The following is a 22,478-nucleotide window of genomic DNA, read 5'->3' as shown; positions in this document are numbered from 1 at the left end:
AGGTAGAATCGGTGTGAAGGAGGCAATGGCGCCCATGTTCATGGAAAACCCCAGCGAGGCCAGTTCGAACACCGTCATTGTGGCGGTCGAGCAGGCGCGGGATGCGTTGTTGGCGGCGTTGGGCGGGGTGTCGTTCGGGTCGCTGGGCGATGAAGAATCGCTGAGCATGTTGCTCGCCCTGGAGAGTGTGGGCCGGGTTGTTGATGGTGCCCGGGTGCTCTCGACGACGGATGTGCTGCGCCGCTCCGAATATCTTGATAAGTCCGTTGCCGCGACTGCGGCGGAGGTGACGGCCGATCAGACCGAGCTGGCGGCCGCGGGGGCGGTGTCGCTGGCTCGTCGTCTCGGCTGCCGAAGCGGCCTCGTGCTGGTCTCTATTGGCCCGGTTGTCGCGCGGTGAAGTGCGGCAGCGTGCGTCGCTGGGTAAGAATGCCGGTGAGCGGATGCTGCTCGGTCGCCCTCTCGCGCCGACCTACCCCGTGGTCGGGGAGGCATTGCAGGGTGGGAAACTCGGTGTGGAGCAGGCCCGGGTGATCGTGAAGGTTCTCGACGAACTGCGCCCCTCCGTGTTGGTGGATGACCTTGACCGAGTGGAGCGTTCCCTGGTGGCGAGCGGGTCCGGTGCGATCACCCCCGAGACCGAGGGCCTGCCGGGCGCCGGCATCGCGTTTGCGCCGGAGTCGCTGCGACTGCAGGGTATTGCGTGGCAGGCGCGCCTGGCGCCCGACGGGTCGGCGCCGGGCGAGGCCGCGACGGAATGGCGCAGCTGGTTGGCCTTTGGTGGGCTGGCGAACGGCGGCTACAGCCTGAGTGGCTGGCTGACCACCCTCGACCGCGCCGTTATCAGCACAGTTTTCGACGCCTACCTCTCCAGCGCGGCGGCGAACCCGGTTCCGGGGCTGCGCCCCGTGCGAAAGTCGCGTTCCGTGAGACGGACCCCTGCGCCGACGGCACCGCGAGTGACGTCGCCACTAGTGGCAGCGCGTCAAGCGACAGCGACACAAATGACAGCAACACCATCGACCTTGACAGCGGCGCAGGCCTCACCGAAAGTGGAGCCTTCGGCGAGCAGGGCGAGCAGGCTGAGCAGGGCAGCGCGACCGTGCAGTACAGCCAAGCCGTGCAGGGCGCCGCGGGCGAACAGGCCGAGCCGAGCCACTGCCACGACGACGACGCACAGACCGAGCAGAACGGCCGGAGCGACGACTATGACGAGTCGGCGCGGGGCGAGAACGGCGACCTTCACGGCTCCGGCCCGCCACGCTCAGCCCGTGCCCGCAGGAATCGGCCGACGCCCGCTCCATCAGTGAGAAGCAGGCCGGAATCCTCCGCGCGGTGTTCGAAGCCGCCGCCCGGCAGCCGAGCACCCCAACCATGGGCGGGGCGGCACCGACGGTGCTCGTTCACATCAACATCAACGACCTCCTCGCCGGCCGGGGTGCCGGCTGGATCGACGACATCGACAACGCCGTTCTCCTCTGCAACCCGGCGCACGCGAGCATCGAAACATCCGGCTGGGACATCGACATGAGAGACGGCCGCCGCTGGCTACGCGGACCCCTCCTGTTCGACCCGACTCAAACCTGGCGGCCCGGCGGCCAAAACCGCGCTGCCAGTCCCGCCGAGAAACCCAACTGGGAAAAGTAGCGCCTCCGTCGCGATCCTCGCCAGATAGGAGCGGACAGATCAATTCGTCAGCACGTGCCCGGGCAGTCGTGGATACCCTCTGCGCTCAGGGCGAAACCACCGCCTTTTGAGTGGCTGTTGCGCTTGACTGGGTGCCATGACTCGCACACTCATTCTTGGCGGGACGGGCTGGCTCGGTCGCGAGATCGCCGAACAGTTGGTGGCGAACGGCGACGACGTGACGTGCCTTGCTCGAGGTGAGTCAGGAGCTGTCCCCAGTGGCGTGACGTTTATTCGATCCGACCGGCGAACACCGGATGCTTACGTCCTGGTCGCAGGCATCGCTTGGGACGAAATTATCGAGCTCGCCTACGAGGCTGACCTAGTCACCGGGGCTCTCGAGGCTCTGGCCGATTGCGCGCAGCACTGGACGCTGGTCTCCTCCGTCTCCGTGTACGCCAGTAACGCTGAAGCGGGAGCCGATGAAGAAGCCGTTGTCGTCGAGGCAGTCGACTTTGATGACTACGCGCAGGCCAAAGTTGCCGCTGAGCGCGTCACCACTGAAGCAGTTGGCGACCACCTACTCATCGCGAGGCCGGGACTTATCGTTGGGCCGGGCGACACGAGCGACCGGTTCAGTTACTGGGTCGCGCGACTGGCCCTGGCGTCGCACGAAGCCGTTCTCCTGCCGGAGGTTCGAGATCGTTCCGTGCAATTCATTGATGTTCGTGACCTGGCCGCGTGGCTGATCGGTGCTGGACATCGAGGCCTCACCGGAATTTACAACGCTGTTGGCAGCGAACGCGATCTCTCCACGGTTCTGCTGGCGGCCGCCCAAGTGGCTGGCCATACGGGCAATCTCATTTCGGTCGATGATGAATGGCTGATCGAACACAGCGTCAACTATTGGGCCGGACGTCGTTCGCTGCCGTTGTGGCTTCCCCGAAGTGACTCCGCATTTGCACAACGCAGCCGGGACCGATTCGTTGCCGCTGGAGGAACCGAGCGAAACCTGCACGAAGTCCTCGAGGACGTTCTAGCTGACGAACGAAAACGCGGACTCGACCGGGAGCGCAGATCAGGCCTCACTCGAGAGGAAGAGAACCTTCTTCTGGATGAAATCGCCCGGCAGCTGGCGAGTGTCTAGGGCTGCGCTGGTGATCGGCCGTCACGCCGTCAACGCGAAACTGGGCGCCGCACCAGTCGATAGACGAGGTATGACAGAGCGGCGAGACTGATGATCCCGATTGCCCACGCCCCGGGGATTCCCAGGAATGGTTCGCTCCTACAGGCGCTCACCGCCCCCGACTCGGCCGTGTAGTCCGTGCACTGGCCCGTGCGAGGTCCAAGAAGCACGACGTTGACGGCAATGATCAGGAGGCCCGCGACCACCCATCGAATCCGTGGTTCGGTCGTGCGCGACTTTGTGGACATGCCGAAAGACTAGGCCGCACACAATGCGACTGGTCGCGGTTTCGACCCATCGTGATCGAAACGTGCGTTACCGGCTAGTCGTGCTTGAGTTCGCCTAGCTCCGATCCGCCCGCGTCCAGTAGCCGTAGCACTCCGCCGTCGACGCTGGCCAATCGGGCCTCGGCCACCCAAAACGGCACAGGGGCGCCGTCGCACGCCATTAAGGTCGATGCCCCGGACGTCGTCAGCAGCCCTCCCGCACCGTCGGCTCCCCAGCGGCCCTGGCCTCCGTTGCAGCCGTCGGAGCCCGTCCACGTGCCGTCCGCCGCGAAAAGCACGTGCGGATCGGTTGCGCCGCTGATTGCAACGGGTAGCCACCGTCCAACCAGATTCTCGGGCGTGGCCGGCGAGGACCCTTCCGGCAGGGCAGCTGGTTGACGCAACTCCTCGCGCATCGCATCCGTGATGACGGGTGGCTCGGTGTAGAACTCGGCCGCCGTCGGAATCGCATCCGGCTTGCCATCTATGGTGAGCGTGGCGACCACCGCGCCGTTCGCATCGTTGAGTTCCCAGCCAGCACCCTGAGCCCGATACCCCGTGACGGATTCGAGCCAGGCGACGCGCGGCAGGGTCGCTCCCGTGACGCACTCACCGCTCGCGGCGTCGGTCGAGGCAAGAAACAGGCTTTCGCTCGCCCCCCACGAGCCTTGGATCATGCCGCAGTCTCGCCACAGCTGGAACTCCGGTGCGTCCAACCGCAACCAGGTATCGGTTGTCTCACCTTCGGCGCCCGAGACGCGCCAAATGTTGACCAATCCAATCGCGGCAGATTCCGCGCCGGCATGAGGGCTGGCCGGGAGAGGAGAATCCGAGCTGGGATCGACCTGTCCTCCCGGGACTTGGGCACACGCCGTTAGCACGAGCACGAACATGGCCGCCCCGCTCGATAGCCAATGCCCGCGCCGTCGTCCCATCGCGTAATCCGTTGGCCAGACCCGCTTCTGCCCCGACCCAGCCCGCTTCGAGGCGGTTGCCTTCGTAGTTCCTGACCTGATCCCCATGCCTTTGATCATGGCCGAGTGTCGGCGGGATTGTCCAGTGCAGCGGATGCTCGCGTCGGACAGCCGGCGTGGTGACACGATCGCGATTTTGGCGGTGGGCTGTTGGCTCCGGAATGCGGCCCGCAACCCATCCCGGTCAGTCGCCTCTAGGCCGCGGCCAACGCGCGGACCTGCCGCTGCTCCCGTTTGCCCGCTCCTACAGGACGTGTGCCTGGGTGTCGATGCGCCGCGTCAGACCGCGCAGTAGGGTGAGCTCCTGGGAGCTGAGTTCCACCACGAATTGCCCTGCCGTCGTCGACGGAGGCTCAGGCTCAATTGATGCGGGTGCGCCGCTGTAGTGCTCGAGAAGGAGCGCAAGACCCTCGCGCAGCAGATCGCTCTGCTTGCGATGTGTTGACTCAGTCAGCTTTCGCAGCGCGGAGCGATCCTCCTCGGGAACGCGGAATCGGAGAATCGGGGGTTCCTCGCCCGACCGTCCGAGCGCCGGCGGGCCCTCTCGCTTGGTTCGTCTGGGGGAGCGCTCCTGCTCGCCACGGTGATCATGGCGGGGCCCAATCGACGATTTCACAGATCCCCTTTGGCGGCAGAATTCGCACGATACTGTTCAGCGCGGCCCTGCTGTTCGCCTGGGGTATTCGAGGTGCCGGCAGCGTCACGGCTCGCCGTCCGCTGGGAACGGCCGCGCTGACGGGACAGGCCGCCTGGGTACTCCTGGGCTCGGTGCTGGAGGAGTTCATCGCTGAGAGCTTCTCGAATGATCCTGCGCGGCGTGCGCTGCTGGTTTTCGGCTACGTGACTCGTTCGTGCGTTCGCGCTGGCGGCATCCGCTTCATGGCTGTTTCTGTAGGCTTTGGTCGTCGGTGCCGCAGCGGACTACGGCATCTTCCCAGCGCTCCTGTTGAGCCTGAACGGTCTCGTGTGCGTCGGTGGCACCGTGTTACTCGTTGTTCTCGCGATAGTTCTCGCGGATCGGGCACAGCGCCCAACGGCGTCACCGTCGACCGGGGCGGAAGCCCGATATCGCACTGGAGGGCTCCCTAGCGCGAGATTTGCTGCAGCGCCCAGGAGTTACCGTCGGGGTCGCTGAAGAAGGCGTACCGCACGCCGCCACCCATGTCGTTGACGTCGGACACGGCAACACCGTTTTCGATGAGGGTTGCACGGGCAGCGTCGACGTCGTCGACCACGAGATGAAGGTTCTGCACCGGCGCGGCGTGGGGGGCGCTGAATCCCACTCCCATGGCGATGGAGCAGGCCGATCCCGGCGGTGTCAGTTGCACGACCCGCATGCCGTTGCCGGGTTCCACGTCGTGATCCAGGCGAAAGCCCAACTGATCGACGTAAAAGGCCTTGCTGCGGTCGACGTCCGTCGAGGGCAGCGGAACAAGTTCAAGTCGCATGTCCATGGTGCACTCCTTCGTGCCGCAGGTTGGGTGCCTGCACGAGAGTTAAGCATGCCACCACACCACACCACAACGCTCAGGCATCCGTTTGGAGCGCCTAGAAGTCGATCAGCGAGTCGAGGTCGGCGAGCGGTACGAGACCTTCGGCCGTGGCCGCCAGCGCCGGGTCGATGGTGATCAGTGCGTCGGCCTGAAGCGCCGTGACCGCGATGTATTCAGCCTCGTAGGTTGTCTCCCAGGCGTGGTCGCGGGCGAGGCGCCACGCCGTGCGGCGCGAGACCCGGTCGCCGAGCAGCCTCATCTTCAGCGCGGTAAGGCGCTCGTACTGCTCGAGGGCCTCGCCGTCGGTGAGGTCCCCGGCACGCACGGCCGCAAGCAGCAGGGCCAAAGCCTGCGAGCGGATGGTGCCCGGCGCGACGATCTGATGGCTCGGGTCGACACGGATGCCGGTGGCTACGATGTGCAGCAGGGTCGATGCGTCGATCACGAAACGAGTCATGCTGCACACCCTAGACCGGTCGATCTCGATCCCACGGAAGAGAACTGCGTGAGACGTTGCTGACGTTCATTTGGCGCACGTACATGCACCGAAGGAGCTTGGCCCGATGAAGCCCACGATTGGAAGACGGTGGCACCGGCCAGGCGGCCCTCGACCGCGACGTGGAGAGTCACCGCCGCACCGCGCTGGAACTCGTAATCCTCACGACTCCGTTATGCGTGGGAATGAACTAGGCCTGCGAGAAAAGAAAACTCGGCGCGACGATTTTGGTGATAGCGCTTGATCCCTGATCGGATTGGCCAATGACGCCGTAGGGCATTTCGATCCCGGGATCAACGACGATGCCCGGGAACGACGTCGTGAGGTCGAGCGCCACCGAGCGCTGGCCGAATGCGTCGTCCAGGTGCACTCGGTTCGCGTCCTGACCGGCAGAGACAGCGTCAAAGGCATCTCCGACGCTGGTGCCGTCGACCGAGGCGTTGGCGATGCCACCGGCTGTTGTGGCCGCCGTGGCCTGAACACTGAATGCCGGCAGGTATGGGATGGCCTCATCGGTGGACGGTCGCTCGCTCCGGTAACGGTTCACCACGATGTCGAACCCGCCCCAGGATGTCCCATCCATCTCGGGGTAATGATTCGAGCCGTCCTGATGATGCGTGGTCTGTGGCTCGCCGAGAATGTCGATGGCGGAAGCGACGGCTTCATCGCCGTTCTCGGAATAGCGGAGTGAGAGCAGCACGTTTCCGCCGTCGTCCACGATGTCGGCGGTCTCAGCTCCGATGAGGATGCGGGCTAGCTCTGGTGCTGGGGCCGCTGTTTCGGACGCTACCGGTTCGACGGTCGGTGGTGCTTGGGGTGATGCGGCGGGGCAGGCCGACAAGGTGCCGGCCAGAATGATCATGGCGATCACAGCACGTGGTTTACGGATATGAGCCCCCAAAAACAGTCGAGGTGACCAAGCCCGCTTCACCAGACTCCACGCTATGGTGCCCAGAACAGCCCTGGCCAGCTGCGACAAACGGTGAATCACGAGGTCGATGTACGTCGCGAATGCTCCGAACGTCGCGATCGAGCTCGGCTCGCGGGGAGTCGATAGACTGCGTGCGTGAACGTGCTGGAGGGGTTTCATCTCGCCGACCGGGCATTTTTTGCCCGTGAGGTGCTCGAACTCGCACCCGAAGTTCTCGGCTGCATCCTGCAACGCACGGATGACGATGGCACTGTGGCCCTTCGAATAACCGAGGTCGAGGCGTATGCGGGTGAACGCGACCCCGGCGCGCACTCTTATCGGGGCCAGACAAATCGGAATAAGACCATGTTCGGCCCCGCTGGGCACCTCTACTGCTACTTCACCTACGGAATGCACCACGCGCTCAACCTCGTCGCCGGACAACCAGCCGAGCCCTACGGTTGCCTTATCAGAGCAGGAGACGTGCTGGAGGGAGCCGACATCGCCCGCAGCCGTCGAGAAAGCAAACCACGAAAATTTCCCCTTCTCGATCGGAGTTTGGCGCGAGGCCCTGGCTGCGTCGCTCAAAGCTTTGGGGCAACCCTGACCAACGATGGTGATGATCTTTTCGGCGGACAGTGGACGTTCTTCGTGCCGGACGGTGGATTGGCGCTACCGTATCTGACCGGACCACGCGTCGGCGTCAGCGGACCCGGCGGCAGTGCGACGAACTTCCCCTGGCGATACTGGCTAGCGGATGCCTCGTCGGTCTCGGCCTACAAACCGGGCCGCCCGTAACCTGGCCCAGCATCATTCTTCGGGCGGGTACCAGACGCGGATGCCGTCGACCTTCGCGAAACTGGTCAGGGTGTGCGGCGTGGTGGAGATTCGGCTCATCACATTGGCAACCTGCAGTCCTCGAGCGAGCAGCGCGTCTCCGATCAGCGATCGGTGACAACGCCAGGGCACGGCCTCTGCGCACATGATCGCCACCGTCTGCGTGCTCGCCAGCGCAATCAACTCGTCGACGCCGTGAACGAATTCGGGGGTTTGCATGTAATCGGCGTAGTCACGAAAGCTCTTGTTGCGCCACGCTCCGTTGATCGTTGCGTCTGCCACCGGGGTGTGCCGTAGCCCGCCGAGCGCACTCAGCCGCTGATAGTCGATACCGGCGGCAGGCATGCTGGTGAGGAGCTCGCTTTCGCCGAATTGCGGGTTGTGACGAGACCCCGGCACGGTGCGCACGTCAATGAGCCGTTCGATACCATTTGCTCTCAACATTTCGACGAACTCATCAAGCGGATGAGTCGAATGCCCAATCGTGTACACACAGGTTCCTGCCATGGTTCCATTAAACGGCATCACGAATTCATGTCGAATCTGTTCCATGACCAAGGTCGTGTCCAAGCGGTGTCGACGGGTGGCGACCACGGCGGGTCAGGTGAGCGAAAAGATCAGAGCGACAGCGGCACCGACGGACACAGCCGCACGCGCATAGTTGGCCCGAGACCAGCTCCGGTCGAAGGACTGCCAGGCAACCGTCAGGCCGGATGAACTGGCGTCGGCGCGCACGAGGGCATTGTTCAATGGCACGTTGCGCACCACGGTGATCACGACCGCGGCCAGGGCGAGAACTGCTCCAAGAATACGGGTGGGTCCGGCAGGCGCCTCTGACGTGAGTTGCAGCACGATCACAACAACGGATGCTGCGGCGCCGCCAAAAAAGACCGTCATGAACGGCGCCCGAACCGCGCTCACATTGATGCGCTGCATGGCGGCCACTGCGGCGGCATCGGGAAGGGTGCGAAAGGCGGGCAGGACCAAAAAGGAGAAGGCCAGATAGACGCCCGCCGTCAGGCCGGCCCCGAGTGCTGCCGTGATAGTCAGGGCGATTTCGACCGCGCTCATCGGATGATCGCTCGGTGGTCGCTAGCCTTATGGCACCGAGTGTCCTTCACCGGGCGGGGAAGCGTCACGTAGTACCCATTCCTAATGGGATCTGCGCGACCGCATGGCCACGCCCCCGATGGGCACGAGAACCAGTCCCACAGCACAGAGGATGGCGATCCACTCGCTGGTCACCAGGCTCACCCACAGACCTATTCCGAGAATCACGACGCTGTACACGATTCCGAAAAACCAGATCCAGCGTTGTGATGGGTTGATCTGCGCCGTTGACATGACTTCAGGCTATCCGGCCGAGACCACGTGCCGACAGCCCCTCCCCGGAAAGGGGTGTCGGTGCTTCCGGTTACTACTTGGCGGCGAGCAGGCGCGCGACGCGCGGCTTGACCTCGGTGGCCAGCAGCGTGAGGGATTCGAGCAGGTGTTCCTGGGGGAGGCCGCCGAAGTCGCCCTGCAGAAAATGACGCATGTGGCCAAGGTGCCCGTGCAGGTCGACGATGCGTTGTGCGATTTCGTCGGGGGCGCCGACGAAATAGGCGCTGGGCGCGTCGACCTGGGCGAGAAAGTCGCGTCGCTGTGGCGCGGGCCAGCCGCGCAGCCGGCCCATTTCCACGTTGAGCCTGACCCACCCCGGGTACATCCGGTCGATCGCTTCCTGTTTCGTGGGCGCGACCAGCCCCAGGGTCGCCACCGACACCTTGATGTTGTCGCCGGTGTGCCCGGCCTGCGCTGCAGACTGCCGGTAGAGGTTGGCGAGCGGTGCGAACCGGTGCGGCTGCCCGCCGATGATGCCGTAGGAGAGGGGCAGGCCGAGGCGGCCGGCGCGGGCCGACGACGGCGCGCTGCCGCCGGTGGCGATCCAAATGAGAAGCGAACCGGTGACCGGGCGCGGCACCACGGCCAGGTCGCCGATCGCCGGGCGGGTGCGGCCCGACCAGGTGACGTTCTCGGTCGTGCTGTTGTTCAGCGTCAGCAGCAGGTCGAGCTTCTGGGCGTAGAGCTCGTCGTAGTCGTTCAGGTCGTGCCCGAACAGCGGAAACGTCTCGACCGAGGAGCCGCGGCCGGCCGTGATCTCGATGCGACCGCCGCCGGAAATGGCGTCGGCGGTGGCGAACTGCTGGAACACTCGCACCGGGTCATCCGTTGAGATGATGCTGGCCGCGCTGCCGAGGATGATCTGCGACGTGGCGGCGGCTGCGGCCGCGATCAGGGTGCCGGGCGAGGATGCCGGCATCGACACGGTGTGGTGTTCACCGACGCCGAAATAGTCGAGGCCCACTCGGTCGGCGTGCACGATGGCGTCGAACAGGTTCTTGATCGCCTCCGCGGTGGCACGCGTCGTGCCGTCGGGGTTGAGTTGCGTGTCGCCAAAGCTGTAGGCGCCAATTTGCATGGAGTTCTCCATTGTGTTTAGGCCGCGTCCGCGAGCGGACGGTTCTTCTGGATGAGGGCGCGAAGCTGGTTCGCAGTGTGGCTGCCGGTGAAAATCTCGGTGGCGGGCTGGAAGGCGCGGCCGGCGGAGAGCGGTCCGGCATCGACCGCGTCGTAGCCGAGGCGGTCGATGAAGCTCGAGACGAATGCCTTGGCGTCGGCGTCGTCACCTGCCAGCGCGAGCGCGCGCCGCGTCGGCACGCCGGCGGCCTCGTCGTCTTCTTCGAGCTCGTGATAACCGATGTGGTTGAGCGACTTCACGACCCGGGCGTACCGCAGAAACTCTTCGACGACCTCGCTGGAGGTGCGCGGATCGCTCTCGAAGTCGTCGAATACGCCGTCGACCGGCGCCCAATAGTTCATCGCGTCGATGACTATTCGGCCGGCGAGTTCGCTCGGGTGGAGCGTGCGGAACTTGTGCAGCGGAATCGCCAAAACCACCAGATCGGATGCGGCGGCCTGGCTTGATTCCACCGCTACCGCCCCTGGGGTCACAATATCGACCAGCAGGGCGTTCTCCGCCGCGGGTTTAGCAGTCGCGATCAGCACCCGGTATCCGGCTTTAACCGCCTGCCGGGCCAGGGCCGTTCCGACCCGCCCGGCTCCCAGAATGCCGATGGTGGTGTCGTGGTGACTGCTCAAGACATGTTGACCGCTCAAAGCGCTGCTCCCGTCGAAATATGATGCTCTGCAGATCATATGTTGAAAAGAATATCTCTGCCACATCACGCTCTCAGGTAAGCTGACCTGCATGACTGCCGAATTACGCCCGACCTCACCGGTGCCCGGTGACCTCGGGTGGAACCTCGCGATGGTTCTGCGCGGTTATCAGCGCCAGCTGGAGACCGCCGTCGAGGGGCTGCCCGGGGGAGTGCGCTGCTATCAGGTGCTCTCCACCGTCATTCACCGCGACCTGCCATCCCAGCAGGCCATCGGGGCGCACCTAGCCATCGATCGCACGGTGTTGACCTACCTGCTCGACGGCATGGTCGACGCCAAGCTGGTCGAACGCATTCCCGACCCGACCGATCGCCGGGCCCGAAAGATTCGGGCCACGGCGGAGGGAACCAGCGTTCTCACTCGATACGAGGCGCGCGTTGCTGCCGTGGAAGCCAGCATCCTCTCGGGCATACCAGCGGATGCCGCCTACCAGCTCGCGGGGCTCCTCGGCACGCTGGCCACGAGTGTGCACCGAGCCCACCCCACGGCCAGCCCCTGCGAGGCCGTCGAGTTGCTCGGGCGCCCTGACGCGCGCCCGCTTAGCGCTTCACAACATCGTTGATCGCCGGCTCGAGATCGGGCCAGGCAAATGTATATCCAGCTTGAAGCAGTCGCTCCGGTGTCACCCAGCGGCTTTTTAGAACCAATTCGGGTTCGGTGCGCAGTATCCACATGGCTGGTTCGAGCATCCACCTGAATGCCGGCAATCCCACGACAGCCCCAACGCGTCGTCGTAACGTCGACATGAGCGTGCGGTTGTCACTGATCTGCGGTGCCGACAGGTTGACCGGCCCGTCAAGAGCAGCGTTGTCGACGATGAACTTCACGGCGTTGACAACATCGTCGATGTGAATCCAGCTGAATTTCTGGCGTCCGTGGGAGTGGTGGGTTTGAGCCCCAGTGCTGGTCGGTTTCGTGCCGATCCCGCGATACCGCCGATGCGGGAACCACCAGCCGTCGAGCTGAGGACCTCCGAGCCCAAACCGTGCCAGCCGCACCAAGGCAGCCGTTGCGGGACCGTCTCCCAGCACGATCGCCATCCGCAGCGCCACCCGGCGGGTAGCGGGCAGCTCTCCAGCGAAGAACTCCACTTCCCACGCCTGCGCGATGTCCGCGGAGAATCCTGTGCCCAGGTCGCCGTTGGTTTCGGTCATCGGCCGGTCTAGGGAATAGCGGTAAATGGTCGCGGTACTCGCGTTGAGCCAGACCCGTGGGGGATTCGCGCTCGTTGCGATGGCCTGGCGGAACGCACGGGTGGTGTCGATGCGTGAGCGCAGGATTTCGTCGCGGTTCCGGTCGGTGTAGCGACAGTTGACGCTTTTCCCCGCCAAGTTCACCACGAGCTTGGAACCATCAATCAACGTCCTTACAGCGGATGCATCGTCCCACCGGGCATCCGGCCCGTTCCGACCGATGCGGGCAATGTCGTAACCCTGGTCGCGAAGCTCGCGAACAAGTCGCTGCCCGATGAATCCCGTTGCCCCGGCTATTACTGCGCGTCCTCGAATGTTCCCCACTGGTCAAGCATACGAGGCAACGGTCACGGGATGCTCGCGGCCGGCGTTTTCTATGACGTTGGCTGGACGAGCCATTTGGAGCGCACCTGCACGCTGGCGTCCTCGTAGCCGAGGTGCTCGTAAAATCCCAGAACGGAGTCGTTGCCCGCACGCACCATGAGCTGAACCTTCACAACACCGTGCGTGCGCAGCCAGTTTTCTGCGGCAGCCATCATGCGCTTGCCCAACCCGGTTCCGCGCTGGCCCTCGTCAACTGCAAGGTAGTGTACCCACCCGCGATGGCCATCGTGGCCGACCATGACCGTGCCGACCAGCCGCTCGTCGTCGACTGCGCCCAGAACCGTGGAGGTGTCGCCGTCGAGGGCGCGCTGCGCGTCAAGCCCGGGTGAATTCCACGACCGGGTCAGCCCGGCCCGGTGCCAGAGCGCAGCCACCGCGTCGATGTTGCCCGGGGTCAGGTCGCGGATTGTCATGTCTTTAGTATCGGCGGTTCTGACACACGCCGTGAGATTGCGGTTCCGCGGCGATGGGGCCGAAGATGGCATCTCGCGGTGTGGGTGTGGGTGTGGGTGTCATCGGCGACACGACATCTTCAGCCCGATGGGTCTGTGCGACCAGCCACCAGACGATTTCAAGGGCTGCAGTAGAGCTACTCGTCGAAGCTGTTCACCATGGCGAAGGCGGCGCGTTCCAGATAATCCCAGAGGATGCCCCGCTGCAGCGGCGGCAGGTTGGCTGCGTCCACGGCGACTTTCATGTGTCCGAGCCACCGGTCGCGGGCATCCGGATTGACCTTGAACGGCACGTGCCGCTGGCGCAGACGCGGGTGACCACGCTGTTCGCTGTAGGTGCCTGGACCACCCCAGAACTGCTCGAGGAACATGACCAGTCGGTGTTCGGCCGGGCCCAGGTCGTCTTCGGGATACATCGGCTTCAGCACCGGGTCGGTGGCCACGCCGACATAGAAGTCGTGCACGAGCTTCTCGAAGAACGGGGTTCCGCCGACCTCGTCGAAGAACGTCGGCACCACGGCTGGGCCGTTTTCGGCCTCGCGCAGGTGGACGCCGGCGCGGACGGTCGGCTGGTCGGTCGGGTGTCGTTCAGAGGTCACGTGGTGCGGCTTTCTACTGTGTGCTGGAGTTATTTCAGGCTAGTCAATGCCGTCGCTGCGGGTTTCAGGGTCTGGCGTCTTCATCGGAACAGGAACGTCCTTGGGCTTGGGCTTGGCCTTGCGCGGTCCGCGGGGCTTGCGCACCGAGACTGGACCGGTGCGCACACCGGCAACGACGTCGGGCACGGCGGCCGCGGCCTCTTCGGCTGCGTCAACGGCTCCCTCGATTGGTTCAACGGTCGAGCCGTCGATGGTGCCGTCGCCGGTGGTCATGACGACGCTGTTGAGTGGGGTGAGCGGCACGCCCATGCCGTCGAGGGCCTTCTTCATGTGCAGGCGCAGGTCACGGGCGAAGTCCCACTTGGCCGAGACCCGGGTCTTGACCACGAGACGGGTGACGAGGGCTTCAGCGCTAATCGACTCCAGGCCCCAGATTTCGGGCTTCTCCAGAATGAATGCGCGCCACTTGCGGCTCGAGGCGAGGGCGCTGGCCACGCGCAGCAGCTCGTCTTGCACGGCTTCCACGTCTGAACTGTACGGAATGGCGAGGTCGATGATGACGCGCGCCCAGCCCTGCGACATGTTGCCAACGCGCAAAATCTCACCGTTGCGCACGAACCAGAGGGTGCCGTCGACGTCGCGCACCTGCGTGATGCGAATTCCGACCGTTTCTACGACACCGGATGCGAATCCCACGTCGACGATATCGCCCACACCGATCTGGTCTTCCACCACCATGAACAGGCCGTTGAGAATGTCCTTGACGATGTTCTGCGCGCCGAAACCGAGGCCGGCACCGATCGCCGCCGTGAGCAGGGCGAAGGAACCAAGGATGTCTTTGTTCAGGGTAGTGACGATGAGCAGCAGGGCCGTGATCAGAATGAAGACGTTGACGATGTTCGCCAACACGGCCCCGAGGGTACGGGAGCGCTGCACGACGCGAACGGCGGCCATCGGCGACACGTTCAGCGCCTGCGTGTCATCGACCTTCTGGGTTTTCTTCACGCCGGAGACGATCTGCTGCACGACCCGTCGAATCACGTATTGCAGGGCCCAGCGCACGGCGAAGGCGACGGCGATGATCATCGCCACGGCGAAGATTTTCTCCAAGTAAATGGTCCACGTAATTTGAGCGAAGTAGGCGCCGAGGTCGGCCCAGAAAGTATCCCAATTCATATCCAAGCCAGTCTACCGAGGGGTCTCAGCGGCACCCGGAAACCGGCCACGGTCGCTGGCATTGCGCCCAGGCTGCCGGGGCACTCAGCCGGGCCCGGGCAGGCAGGCAGTGGCATACCGGCGGTTTGTGTGGAGTTTGCTGTGAACGTGCGGGGTGCTCGGGCGGGCAGACGCGAAAACCCCGCGCCCAGGGCTGGGTGCGGGGGTTTGCTGTCGCTGACTACTTAAGCGTCGCGCGCCTGCACCTTCAGGGAACGCTCAACCCCGGCCAAGTTCTCGACCACCAGGCGGCGCAGGGCGGCCGGCTCGGGGTTGGCATCGAGCCAGGCCTGCGTCGCGTCGGCGAGGGCCTGGTTGTTCAGCGGCGCCGGGTAGAGGCCGATGACGAGCTTTTCGCCGATCGAGAAGCTGCGTGCCGCCCACACCGACTGCAGCATGTCGAAGTAGTTCGCGACGAACGGCTCGAGGAGTTTCGAGTCGTTCACGCGCAGGAACCCGGCGGCGGTCGTGCGCACGATTGTCGTCGCGGCCGTGTCCACGTCGATCAGTGATGACCAGGCGGCGAGCTTGCCCTCGGCCGTGGGCAGGGCAGCCCGGGCGAGGGCGGCGGACTGGGCGCCGGTGGCGGTGTTGTCGGCTTCGAGCGCCGCATCGATCTCGGTCGCGGTGGCACGGCCCCCGGCCACGAGGGCGGTGAGCAGCTCCCAGGCCAGGTCGGTGTCGACCTCGAGGCCCTGGAGTACCGTCGCGCCGGAACGCAAAGCAGCCACGTTATCGAGCTGCGCGGCGGTGGCTGCGATGGAGGCGAAGAACTTTACGAATTGGAACTGGGCATCGCTGCCGCCCGCCGCGCCCTGTGCGAGCGTCCAGAGTGCGTCGGCGACCTCGGTCGCGACCGCCTCGCGGTGCGGCTCGGCCACGTAGTAGCTGGCGGTGAGCACGACCTGGCCGAGCACCGTGCGCAGCGTGGTCGACTCGGTTTCCGTGGCGACATTGTTCAAGACCAGGCGCACGAAGTCGCGTGCCGTGGTTTCGGCGTCCCGGGTGGCGTCCCAGACCGAACCCCAGACCAGGGCGCGGGCGAGCGGGCTCTCGATCGCGGCGAGGTGCTGGAGCGCGACGGCCTCCGAGGCCGGGTCGAGGCGCACCTTGGCGTAGCTCAGATCGTCATCGTTGAGCAGAATCAGGTCAGCGCGTTCGCGGCCGACGAGAGCGGGGACATTCGTTCTGGGGCCGTCAACGTCGAGCTCGACCCGGTGGGTGCGCACCAGCTTGCGGGCGTCGTTGAAGGTGTAGAAGCCGATCGCGAGGCGGTGCGGGCGAATGGTGGGCCAGGAGGGCGCCGCGCTCTGCAGCACGGTGAAGGCGGTGATGACGCCGTGGTCATCAACGGTGATCTCGGGGCGGAGGGTGTTGACGCCGGCCGTTTCGAGCCAGAGCGCTGCCCATTCGCCGAGGTCGCGGCCGCTGGCGAGTTCGAGTTCGACCAGCAGGTCGCGCAACTCGGTGTTACCCCATTGGTGCTTCTGAAAGTAGGAGCCGACGCCGGTGAAGAAGGCGTCGATGCCGACCCAGGCGGCGAGCTGCTTGAGCACCGAACCGCCCTTGGCGTAGGTGATGCCGTCGAAGTTCACGAGAACGTCGTCGAGGTCGCGGATAGTCGCGACGACCGGGTGGGTCGAGGGCAGCTGGTCCTGCTTGTAGGCCCAGCTCTTCTCCATCACGGCGAAGGTAGTCCACGCTTCGTGCCACTCGGTGGCCTCGGCCGTGGCAATGGTCGACGCCCACTCGGCGAAGCTCTCGTTGAGCCAGAGGTCGTTCCACCAGGTCATGGTGACCAGGTCGCCGAACCACATGTGGGCCAGCTCGTGCAGAATCGTCACTACGCGGCGTTCCTTGATGGCGTCGGTCACCTTGGAGCGAAAGATGTACGTTTCGGTGAAGGTGACCGCGCCGGCGTTCTCCATGGCGCCGGCGTTGAACTCCGGCACGAACAGCTGGTCGTACTTGTCGAAGGGGTAGGCGTAACCGAACTTCTCCTCGTAGTAGGCGAAGCCCTGGCGGGTCTTCTCCAGGATGTAGTCGGCGTCGAGGTACTCGCTGAGGCTCTTGCGGCTGAATACCCCGAGTGGAATGGTGCGTCCGTCGCTCGACGTGAGCTCGCTGCGCACGACGGCGTACGGGCCGGCGATGAGCGCAGTGATATAGCTCGAGATGGTGTGGGTCGGTTCGAACGCCCAGGTGCTGGCACCATTGCCGGCATCGATCGGGGTGGGCGTGGTGGAGTTGGAGACGACCTGCCACTGGCTGGGGGCAGTGACGGTGAAGGAGAATTTTGCCTTCAGGTCGGGCTGCTCGAACACGGCGAACACGCGGCGGGAGTCGGGTACCTCGAACTGGCTGTACAGGTAGACCTCGTTGTCGACCGGGTCGACGAAACGGTGTAGTCCCTCACCGGTGTTGGTGTACAGCGCGTCGGCGACGACGACGAGCTCATTGTCGGCCTGCAGGCCGTCAAGCGCAATGCGGATGCCGTCACTCACGACGGCCGGGTCGAGCAGGGCGCCGTTGAGGGTGACCGAGTACACCCGCGCCGTGATGGCGTCGATGAAGGTCGAGGCTCCGGGGGTGGCGGTGAAGTGCACGGTGGTGGTGCTGCCGAACGTGGTGGGACCGCTGGTGAGGTCGAGCACAACGTTGTAGCTCGCTACGGTGACCAGCGCAGCGCGCTCGGTCGCTTCAATGCGGGTGAGATTTTCTCCAGGCAACAGATTCTCCAATTCGATTCACGATTGTGAAGCTTTGGCACTCGTGGCGCCATCGCACCCCGCAAGCCTAACCATGATTACGATGTGGGCATGAGAGCAAGCACCGACCCACTGGTCCCCACCGCCGAACGCTACCGAGCCTTCGCCGAAGTGGAAGCTCGCGGAATGAGCGCCTGCTACGAGGCCTGGGCGGCCGGTGTCGCGGCCGATCCCGCTACCGTTGCCCTGATCGACCAACTGCCCGCGGTCAAGCGCCAACCGAACCTGGTGTTCAGCGCGGCACGGCTGCACGGTGCGTCGGTGGGGAAGTACCCCGAGTTCGCGGCCTGGCTGCGTGAGCACTGGACCGACGTGGCCGCGACCTGCTTGACCCACGCCACCCAGACCAACGAGCCCGGTCGTTGCGCCGTGCTGTTGCCGGCCCTGGCGGCGCTCGCCGGGCCGCTCGCGCTGATCGAGGTGGGGGCATCCGCTGGTCTGTGCCTGCACCCAGACCGGTACAGCTACCGGTATCGGTTGGCTGATGGCAGTGAGCGGATGCTGCACCCATTCGACGGTCCGAGCCCGGTCGTTCTGGACTGTGACGTCACCGGCCCGGTTCCGTTGCCCGAGCGGATGCCCGAGATCGTCTGGCGCGCCGGCATCGACCTGCACCCGCTTGACGTGTCGAGCGAGACGGATGTGGCCTGGCTCGACGCGCTCATCTGGCCGGAGCACGATGACCGGCGGGCCCGACTGGGCGCCGCGGTTGCCGTGGCCCGCCGGGAGCCGGCCCCGATCGTGTCGGGTGACCTGGGCGAACAGATCGAAGCACTCGTTGCCCGGGCTCCAGCCGGGGCGACCGTCGTGGTGTTCCACACCGCGGTGCTCGCCTACCTCAACGAGGCTGATCGTAACCGGTTCGCCGAGCAGATGACCCGGCTGCCGGTGCGCTGGCTGTCGAACGAGGGACAGAGCGTGGTGCCCGGGGTGCTGGAGCGACTTGCGGAGGTGCCGGCGCTGTTAGAACACATGCCGGCATCCGCCTTCATTCTTGCGCTGGACGGCGAGCCGATCGCCCTGACCCAGCCGCACGGCCGGTCACTGCACTGGCTCACGCCGGCGGACGAGTGCCACAACCGCAGGTTTAACCGCACGCTGCTACTCTAAAATCATGGTTCCGCCCACGCAGAATGAAGCCAGGCACGCTGCCCTGGCCAGTGAGCCGCGCCGTCGTGCCCTGGCGCTGCTCACCGAATCCGCTGTGCCGCTGGGCGTTGCCGCCGTGGCCGACGCCCTCGGACTTCACATCACGACGGCACGGTTTCACCTTGAGCACCTCGAGGCGGCCGGGCTCATCGAGCGCCAGGTCGCCCGGGCCGGGCAGCGCGGCCGCCCACACGTGTTGTTCAGCGCGGTCGCGGCGCCGCTGGCGGCAGAGAACGCCCAGCAGCAGCTGATCGAGACTCTCGCCGGGGTCATTGGCGAGGATGCCGACGGCGGCCGCGCCCGTGCGATACGGGCCGGCGATCGCTGGTCGGCGCAGTACGCGGCCGCGGCCGCTGGGGTGGCGACCGATGGGCCCGCTGCCGACGTGGTGCCTCCGCTGTTGAGTGTGCTCACCGAGATCGGTTTCGAGCCCGAACTTCGAGCTGATGAAGCCGTAATCGCGCTGAAGGCCTGCCCGTTCCGGGCCGAGGCGCGATCGAATCCCGATGTGGTCTGCTCGGTGCACCTGGGCCTGATGAAAGGCCTCGCCCGCTCACTTGGCCACGACGCCGAGGACATCAGCCTGGAGCCCTTCGTGCAGCCGACGCTCTGCCTCGTGCACCTGTCCCCACAGCACTCGTGAGCTGATTGAAAGGAATAAAGTCCTCTAAACTGGTCACGAGGGTCATTCGACCCGGTGAAAGGGGATTTTTTATGACTGCCGAACCGATCAACCTGTCTGCCAGCCGGCCCGGTGCCGCAGATGTCGACGCTCCCGCCGCGCACGCGTGCGCCTGCGGTCACGACGACACCGAGACCATCGTTCTCGACACTCGCCCCATCCCACACGCCATTCGCCACGCCACGATCTTTGGCGCACTCGGTGTTATTCAGCCCGGCTTCGCCCTCGACCTGGTGGCCTCGCACAACCCGCTGCCGCTGCTCGGACAGCTCGAAGCCAGCCGCCTCGGCGACTTTGCCGTTTCCTACCTCGAGAGCGGACCCGAAACCTGGACCGTGCGCCTCACCCGCACTCACTCGTCCGACAGCCGGGTTGATCTGACCCAACGCCGCTGATGACCACCCTATGAAAGACAAGCTCTGGCACATCGTCTCCGGCAGTTTGGTGCCTGCCTGGCTGGCCGCCGCGGTGATTCTCACTCTGCTGCACCGCCAGGTGCCGTCGTCGGGCTGGCTGCTCGTGCACCTGCTGCTGCTCGGCGCGGTGAGCACGGCAATTCTGATCTGGAGTCAGCACTTCGCCGACACCCTGCTTCGCCACAAGGCCCTCGGGGACCGCCGCTCACTCGGCCTGCGTCTGAGCGTGCACACCGGGGGCGCGATGGCGGTTATGACCGGCATGGTCGCCGAGTGGTACCCGCTCGTGCTGGTCGGAGGCAGCCTGGTCGGACTGAACGCGCTGGTCCACGCCGTGGTGATCGTGAGCCAGACCCGTGGAGCGATGCCGGGTCGGTTCGCCCCGCTGGTGCGCTACTACATTGTCAGCGCAGTGATGCTCTCCGGCGGCGTTACCCTCGGCATTCTGATGGCCAGGCTCGACGGCGGAGGCGAGGCCTACGAACGCCTGTTCATCGGCCATCTCGGCCTCAACCTGCTCGGGTGGGTGGGCCTCACCGTCATCGGTACCGTTGCGTTGCTCTGGCCCACGGTGCTGCATACCCGTGTCGAGGGCGCCACAGTGGCGGCCGGAAGCACCCTTCCGGTATTGGCGGGCGGCCTCGGGCTGCTCCTCGTCGGTTGCCTGGCCGACCAGCGGATGCTCGTGGCGCTCGGCGTTCTGATCTACCTCGTTGCCCTGGGTCGAGTGCTCTGGGAGGGTATCGGGCACCTGCGCCGGGCGCCCGCCGTGACCTTCGCCGCCTGGAGCCTCGGTGCCGCCCAGATCTGGTTTGCCCTCTGTACCGCCGGTTTCGGGTTGCTGGTGGCTCTCGCCCCCAGCTGGGCGGCCGCGGCCGCCGGCGTCGAAACCCTCGTGCCGTACTTCGCGATCGGCTTTGCGGCCCAGATTCTACTCGGGGCCCTCAGCTATCTGGTGCCCGTCGTGCTCGGTGGAGGCCCGGCCGCCCTCAAGGCAACCGCGGCCGAGCTCGACCGTGGCGGCCTCTTTCGGGTCGTGGTCGTCAATGGCGCCCTCGCCCTGTCGTTGCTGCCCATCTCCAGCACTCTCACGGTGGCATTGTCGGTGCTGATCGTGGCCACCCTGGCCGGTTTTCTGGTGCTGTTCACCAGGGCCCTGCGGGTCAACCGGCGGGTGCGCGTCCTGCCGCTCGTGCGCGTGGTGCCGGGAGAACGAACGGCCGTCGATCGACCGCGTGCCGCCGGGCGGATGCTCGCGGCGGCGAGTGTGCTGCTGCTCACGGTTACCGTCGGCATCGTGCTCGATCCGGCCTCGGCTGGCCTCTGGACGGTGTCGACCCAGGCGGCCGGCTCCTCCGCGGCCGGCGCCGCCGCGACCGGACACACCACCACGGTGGCGGTCGACATGGTCGACACCCGCTTCGTGCCCGACCGCATCGAGGTGCCGGTCGGTGATGAACTGGTCATCACCCTCACGAATAGCGACGAGATGGTGCACAACTTGGTCCTGCAATCCGGTCTGGTGTCGGGCTCCCTCGAGCCGGGCGCCTCCGAGACCGTGAACGTTGGCGTGATCGGCGCGAGCGTGGCGGGCTGGTGCTCCATTGCCGGACACCGGCTGCAAGGTATGGAGATCAGCATCGTCGCCGGGGGCGCCGCGAGCGGAACCCACTCTGACCACGGTGCGGCCGCAGCCGGGGCATCCGCTGCTGAGGATCTCGACCCGATGGCTGAACCCGACGCCGGTTTCGAGGCGAGGGACGCCGTGCTGCCGCCCGCCTCGTCCGCCAAAGTCCACCGGCAGACCTTGACCGTGCAGAACATCGAGACCGAGGTGACACCCGGCGTCACCCAGATGCTCTGGACGTTCAACGGCACCGCGCCAGGGCCCACCCTGCGCGGCACCGTGGGCGACGTATTCGAGATCACGCTGGTGAACGAGGGCACGGTCGGGCACTCGATCGACTTCCACGCCGGCGATATCGCGCCAGACGCCGTGATGCGCACCATCGCACCCGGAGAATCCTTGTTCTACACCTTCACCGCCACACGGTCGGGCATCTGGCTCTATCACTGCTCCACCATGCCCATGTCCGTGCACATCGCCAACGGCATGTTCGGCGCGGTGATCATCGACCCGCCGGGCCGGGCGGAGGTGGACCGCGAGTACCTCCTCGTACAGTCCGAGCTGTACCTCGGCGCTCAGGGCGGTGAAGTGGACGCCGTGAAGGTGGCGACGCAGATCCCCGACATCGTGGTCTTCAACGGCTACGCGAACCAATACGCTGCCCGGCCGCTAGAGGCGACGGCGGGCGAGACCGTGCGCGTCTGGGTGCTGGCGGCCGGGCCCAATGTGGGCAGTGCCTTCCATGTCGTGGGCGGTCAGTTCTCCACCGTGTATAAGGAGGGCGACTACCTGTTGAAGCACGGCGGCAGCACCGGTAGCGGCGGCTCCCAGGTGCTCGATCTCGCCGTTGCGCAGGGCGGGTTCGTCGAGCTCAGCTTCACCCAGCCGGGCGACTACCCCTTCGTCAGCCACATCATGTCGGATGCCGAGAAGGGTGCCCGCGGTATCTTCGAGGTGCTGCCGTAATCGCCACCGGGCATCCGCTT

At 65.5% G+C, this 22,478-nt stretch carries 24 protein-coding genes and 1 pseudogene; 10 read left to right on the top strand and 15 right to left on the bottom strand.

Translation table 11 applies throughout. The annotated features are described in order from the left end of the window. Nucleotides 1-25: 25 nt before the first annotated feature. Together CXY78_RS18050 and CXY78_RS22210 are read left to right on the top strand one after the other, a co-directional pair. The gene (locus tag CXY78_RS18050) at nucleotides 26-400 is read left to right on the top strand and encodes a hypothetical protein (protein ID WP_104090492.1); all 375 of its coding nucleotides are present in this window, start codon (nucleotides 26-28) and stop codon (nucleotides 398-400) included. Nucleotide 401: 1 nt separating this feature from the next. Beyond that, nucleotides 402-881 (top strand): annotated as a pseudogene (locus tag CXY78_RS22210) (DUF222 domain-containing protein); the annotation flags it as partial. Nucleotides 882-985: 104 nt separating this feature from the next. Here CXY78_RS22210 and CXY78_RS21775 read toward each other — a convergent pair. Then, nucleotides 986-1,246 carry a hypothetical protein gene (locus CXY78_RS21775; protein WP_233197299.1) on the bottom strand — a complete coding sequence of 87 codons (261 nt, stop codon included), beginning with the start codon at nucleotides 1,244-1,246 and terminating at the stop codon, nucleotides 986-988. A gap of 89 nt (nucleotides 1,247-1,335) precedes the next feature. Here CXY78_RS21775 and CXY78_RS18040 point away from each other — a divergent pair, with 89 nt between their 5' ends. Together CXY78_RS18040 and CXY78_RS18035 are read left to right on the top strand one after the other, a co-directional pair. After that, on the top strand, nucleotides 1,336-1,647 hold the full coding sequence (locus CXY78_RS18040; RefSeq protein ID WP_104090489.1) for a hypothetical protein: 312 nt from the start codon (nucleotides 1,336-1,338) through the stop codon (nucleotides 1,645-1,647). A 136-nt stretch (nucleotides 1,648-1,783) separates the two neighbouring features. Further along, nucleotides 1,784-2,773, top strand: a complete 990-nt coding sequence (locus CXY78_RS18035) for an NAD-dependent epimerase/dehydratase family protein (protein ID WP_092339909.1) — start codon at nucleotides 1,784-1,786, stop codon at nucleotides 2,771-2,773. Between the two features lie 361 nt (nucleotides 2,774-3,134). Here the strand turns inward: CXY78_RS18035 and CXY78_RS21110 are convergent, their stop codons facing one another. The 4 genes from CXY78_RS21110 to CXY78_RS18005 form a co-directional block, all read right to left on the bottom strand. Continuing rightward, on the bottom strand, nucleotides 3,135-3,755 hold the full coding sequence (locus CXY78_RS21110) for an META domain-containing protein (protein ID WP_158252795.1): 621 nt from the start codon (nucleotides 3,753-3,755) through the stop codon (nucleotides 3,135-3,137). Between the two features lie 1,382 nt (nucleotides 3,756-5,137). Continuing rightward, a complete protein-coding gene (locus CXY78_RS18015; RefSeq protein WP_092339911.1) occupies nucleotides 5,138-5,506 on the bottom strand; it encodes a VOC family protein in 369 nt (122 codons plus the stop codon). A gap of 94 nt (nucleotides 5,507-5,600) precedes the next feature. Further along, nucleotides 5,601-6,002 carry a hypothetical protein gene (locus tag CXY78_RS18010; protein ID WP_104090485.1) on the bottom strand — a complete coding sequence of 134 codons (402 nt, stop codon included), beginning with the start codon at nucleotides 6,000-6,002 and terminating at the stop codon, nucleotides 5,601-5,603. 229 nt (nucleotides 6,003-6,231) lie between these two features. Next, nucleotides 6,232-6,912 carry a hypothetical protein gene (locus CXY78_RS18005; protein ID WP_104090483.1) on the bottom strand — a complete coding sequence of 227 codons (681 nt, stop codon included), beginning with the start codon at nucleotides 6,910-6,912 and terminating at the stop codon, nucleotides 6,232-6,234. A 195-nt stretch (nucleotides 6,913-7,107) separates the two neighbouring features. On the opposite strand from CXY78_RS18005, the gene CXY78_RS18000 reads away from it, so the two are divergent. Continuing rightward, nucleotides 7,108-7,749 carry a DNA-3-methyladenine glycosylase gene (locus CXY78_RS18000; protein ID WP_092339914.1) on the top strand — a complete coding sequence of 214 codons (642 nt, stop codon included), beginning with the start codon at nucleotides 7,108-7,110 and terminating at the stop codon, nucleotides 7,747-7,749. Nucleotides 7,750-7,761: 12 nt separating this feature from the next. Here CXY78_RS18000 and CXY78_RS17995 read toward each other — a convergent pair whose 3' ends face one another. From CXY78_RS17995 to CXY78_RS17975, 5 genes are all read right to left on the bottom strand, one after another. Beyond that, nucleotides 7,762-8,340 (bottom strand): DUF488 family protein, encoded by a 579-nt coding sequence (locus tag CXY78_RS17995; RefSeq protein WP_233206236.1) that lies wholly within the window; start codon nucleotides 8,338-8,340, stop codon nucleotides 7,762-7,764. 48 nt (nucleotides 8,341-8,388) lie between these two features. Beyond that, on the bottom strand, nucleotides 8,389-8,859 hold the full coding sequence (locus CXY78_RS17990) for a DUF1772 domain-containing protein (protein WP_104090482.1): 471 nt from the start codon (nucleotides 8,857-8,859) through the stop codon (nucleotides 8,389-8,391). Between the two features lie 81 nt (nucleotides 8,860-8,940). Beyond that, nucleotides 8,941-9,132: a hypothetical protein gene (locus tag CXY78_RS17985; protein ID WP_092339916.1), complete on the bottom strand. Its 192-nt coding sequence runs from the start codon at nucleotides 9,130-9,132 to the stop codon at nucleotides 8,941-8,943. 73 nt (nucleotides 9,133-9,205) lie between these two features. After that, on the bottom strand, nucleotides 9,206-10,249 hold the full coding sequence (locus CXY78_RS17980) for an LLM class flavin-dependent oxidoreductase (RefSeq protein WP_104090546.1): 1,044 nt from the start codon (nucleotides 10,247-10,249) through the stop codon (nucleotides 9,206-9,208). Nucleotides 10,250-10,266: 17 nt separating this feature from the next. After that, complete coding sequence (locus CXY78_RS17975) at nucleotides 10,267-10,947, bottom strand: NADPH-dependent F420 reductase (protein ID WP_233206233.1); 681 nt, start codon at nucleotides 10,945-10,947, stop codon at nucleotides 10,267-10,269. A gap of 91 nt (nucleotides 10,948-11,038) precedes the next feature. On the opposite strand from CXY78_RS17975, the gene CXY78_RS17970 reads away from it, so the two are divergent. Continuing rightward, nucleotides 11,039-11,569, top strand: coding sequence for a MarR family winged helix-turn-helix transcriptional regulator (locus CXY78_RS17970; protein WP_092339918.1), 531 nt, complete (start codon nucleotides 11,039-11,041; stop codon nucleotides 11,567-11,569). On the opposite strand, the gene CXY78_RS17965 is transcribed toward CXY78_RS17970, so the two are convergent. From CXY78_RS17965 to pepN, 5 genes are all read right to left on the bottom strand, one after another. Beyond that, on the bottom strand, nucleotides 11,547-12,524 hold the full coding sequence (locus tag CXY78_RS17965) for an epimerase (RefSeq protein WP_092339919.1): 978 nt from the start codon (nucleotides 12,522-12,524) through the stop codon (nucleotides 11,547-11,549). The genes CXY78_RS17970 and CXY78_RS17965 overlap by 23 nt on opposite strands. Nucleotides 12,525-12,574: 50 nt before the next feature. Beyond that, complete coding sequence (locus CXY78_RS17960) at nucleotides 12,575-12,997, bottom strand: GNAT family acetyltransferase (RefSeq protein ID WP_104090479.1); 423 nt, start codon at nucleotides 12,995-12,997, stop codon at nucleotides 12,575-12,577. Nucleotides 12,998-13,173: 176 nt separating this feature from the next. Continuing rightward, nucleotides 13,174-13,581 (bottom strand): globin, encoded by a 408-nt coding sequence (locus CXY78_RS17955; protein WP_369827350.1) that lies wholly within the window; start codon nucleotides 13,579-13,581, stop codon nucleotides 13,174-13,176. Between the two features lie 93 nt (nucleotides 13,582-13,674). Continuing rightward, complete coding sequence (locus tag CXY78_RS17950) at nucleotides 13,675-14,811, bottom strand: mechanosensitive ion channel family protein (RefSeq protein ID WP_092339921.1); 1,137 nt, start codon at nucleotides 14,809-14,811, stop codon at nucleotides 13,675-13,677. A gap of 224 nt (nucleotides 14,812-15,035) precedes the next feature. Further along, nucleotides 15,036-17,579 carry an aminopeptidase N gene (gene pepN, locus CXY78_RS17945; RefSeq protein ID WP_104090545.1) on the bottom strand — a complete coding sequence of 848 codons (2,544 nt, stop codon included), beginning with the start codon at nucleotides 17,577-17,579 and terminating at the stop codon, nucleotides 15,036-15,038. 90 nt (nucleotides 17,580-17,669) lie between these two features. Here pepN and CXY78_RS17940 point away from each other — a divergent pair, with 90 nt between their 5' ends. The 4 genes from CXY78_RS17940 (at nucleotide 17,670) to CXY78_RS17925 (ending at nucleotide 22,458) form a co-directional block, all read left to right on the top strand. After that, nucleotides 17,670-18,728, top strand: a complete 1,059-nt coding sequence (locus CXY78_RS17940; RefSeq protein ID WP_104090477.1) for a DUF2332 domain-containing protein — start codon at nucleotides 17,670-17,672, stop codon at nucleotides 18,726-18,728. Nucleotides 18,729-18,732: 4 nt separating this feature from the next. Continuing rightward, a complete protein-coding gene (locus CXY78_RS17935; protein ID WP_092339924.1) occupies nucleotides 18,733-19,410 on the top strand; it encodes a metalloregulator ArsR/SmtB family transcription factor in 678 nt (225 codons plus the stop codon). Nucleotides 19,411-19,481: 71 nt separating this feature from the next. Next, entirely contained in the window at nucleotides 19,482-19,844 is a 363-nt protein-coding gene (locus tag CXY78_RS17930) for a DUF2249 domain-containing protein (protein ID WP_104090476.1), read from the top strand. A 469-nt stretch (nucleotides 19,845-20,313) separates the two neighbouring features. Continuing rightward, nucleotides 20,314-22,458, top strand: coding sequence for a multicopper oxidase domain-containing protein (locus CXY78_RS17925; RefSeq protein ID WP_369827349.1), 2,145 nt, complete (start codon nucleotides 20,314-20,316; stop codon nucleotides 22,456-22,458). Nucleotides 22,459-22,478: the final 20 nt, after the last annotated feature.

The organism is Cryobacterium sp. N19 (assembly GCF_002929595.1).
GTDB classification, from domain to species: domain Bacteria; phylum Actinomycetota; class Actinomycetes; order Actinomycetales; family Microbacteriaceae; genus Cryobacterium; species Cryobacterium flavum.
Note: the sequence above shows the minus strand (reverse complement) of the source record. Positions and strands in the feature narration are given on the sequence as shown.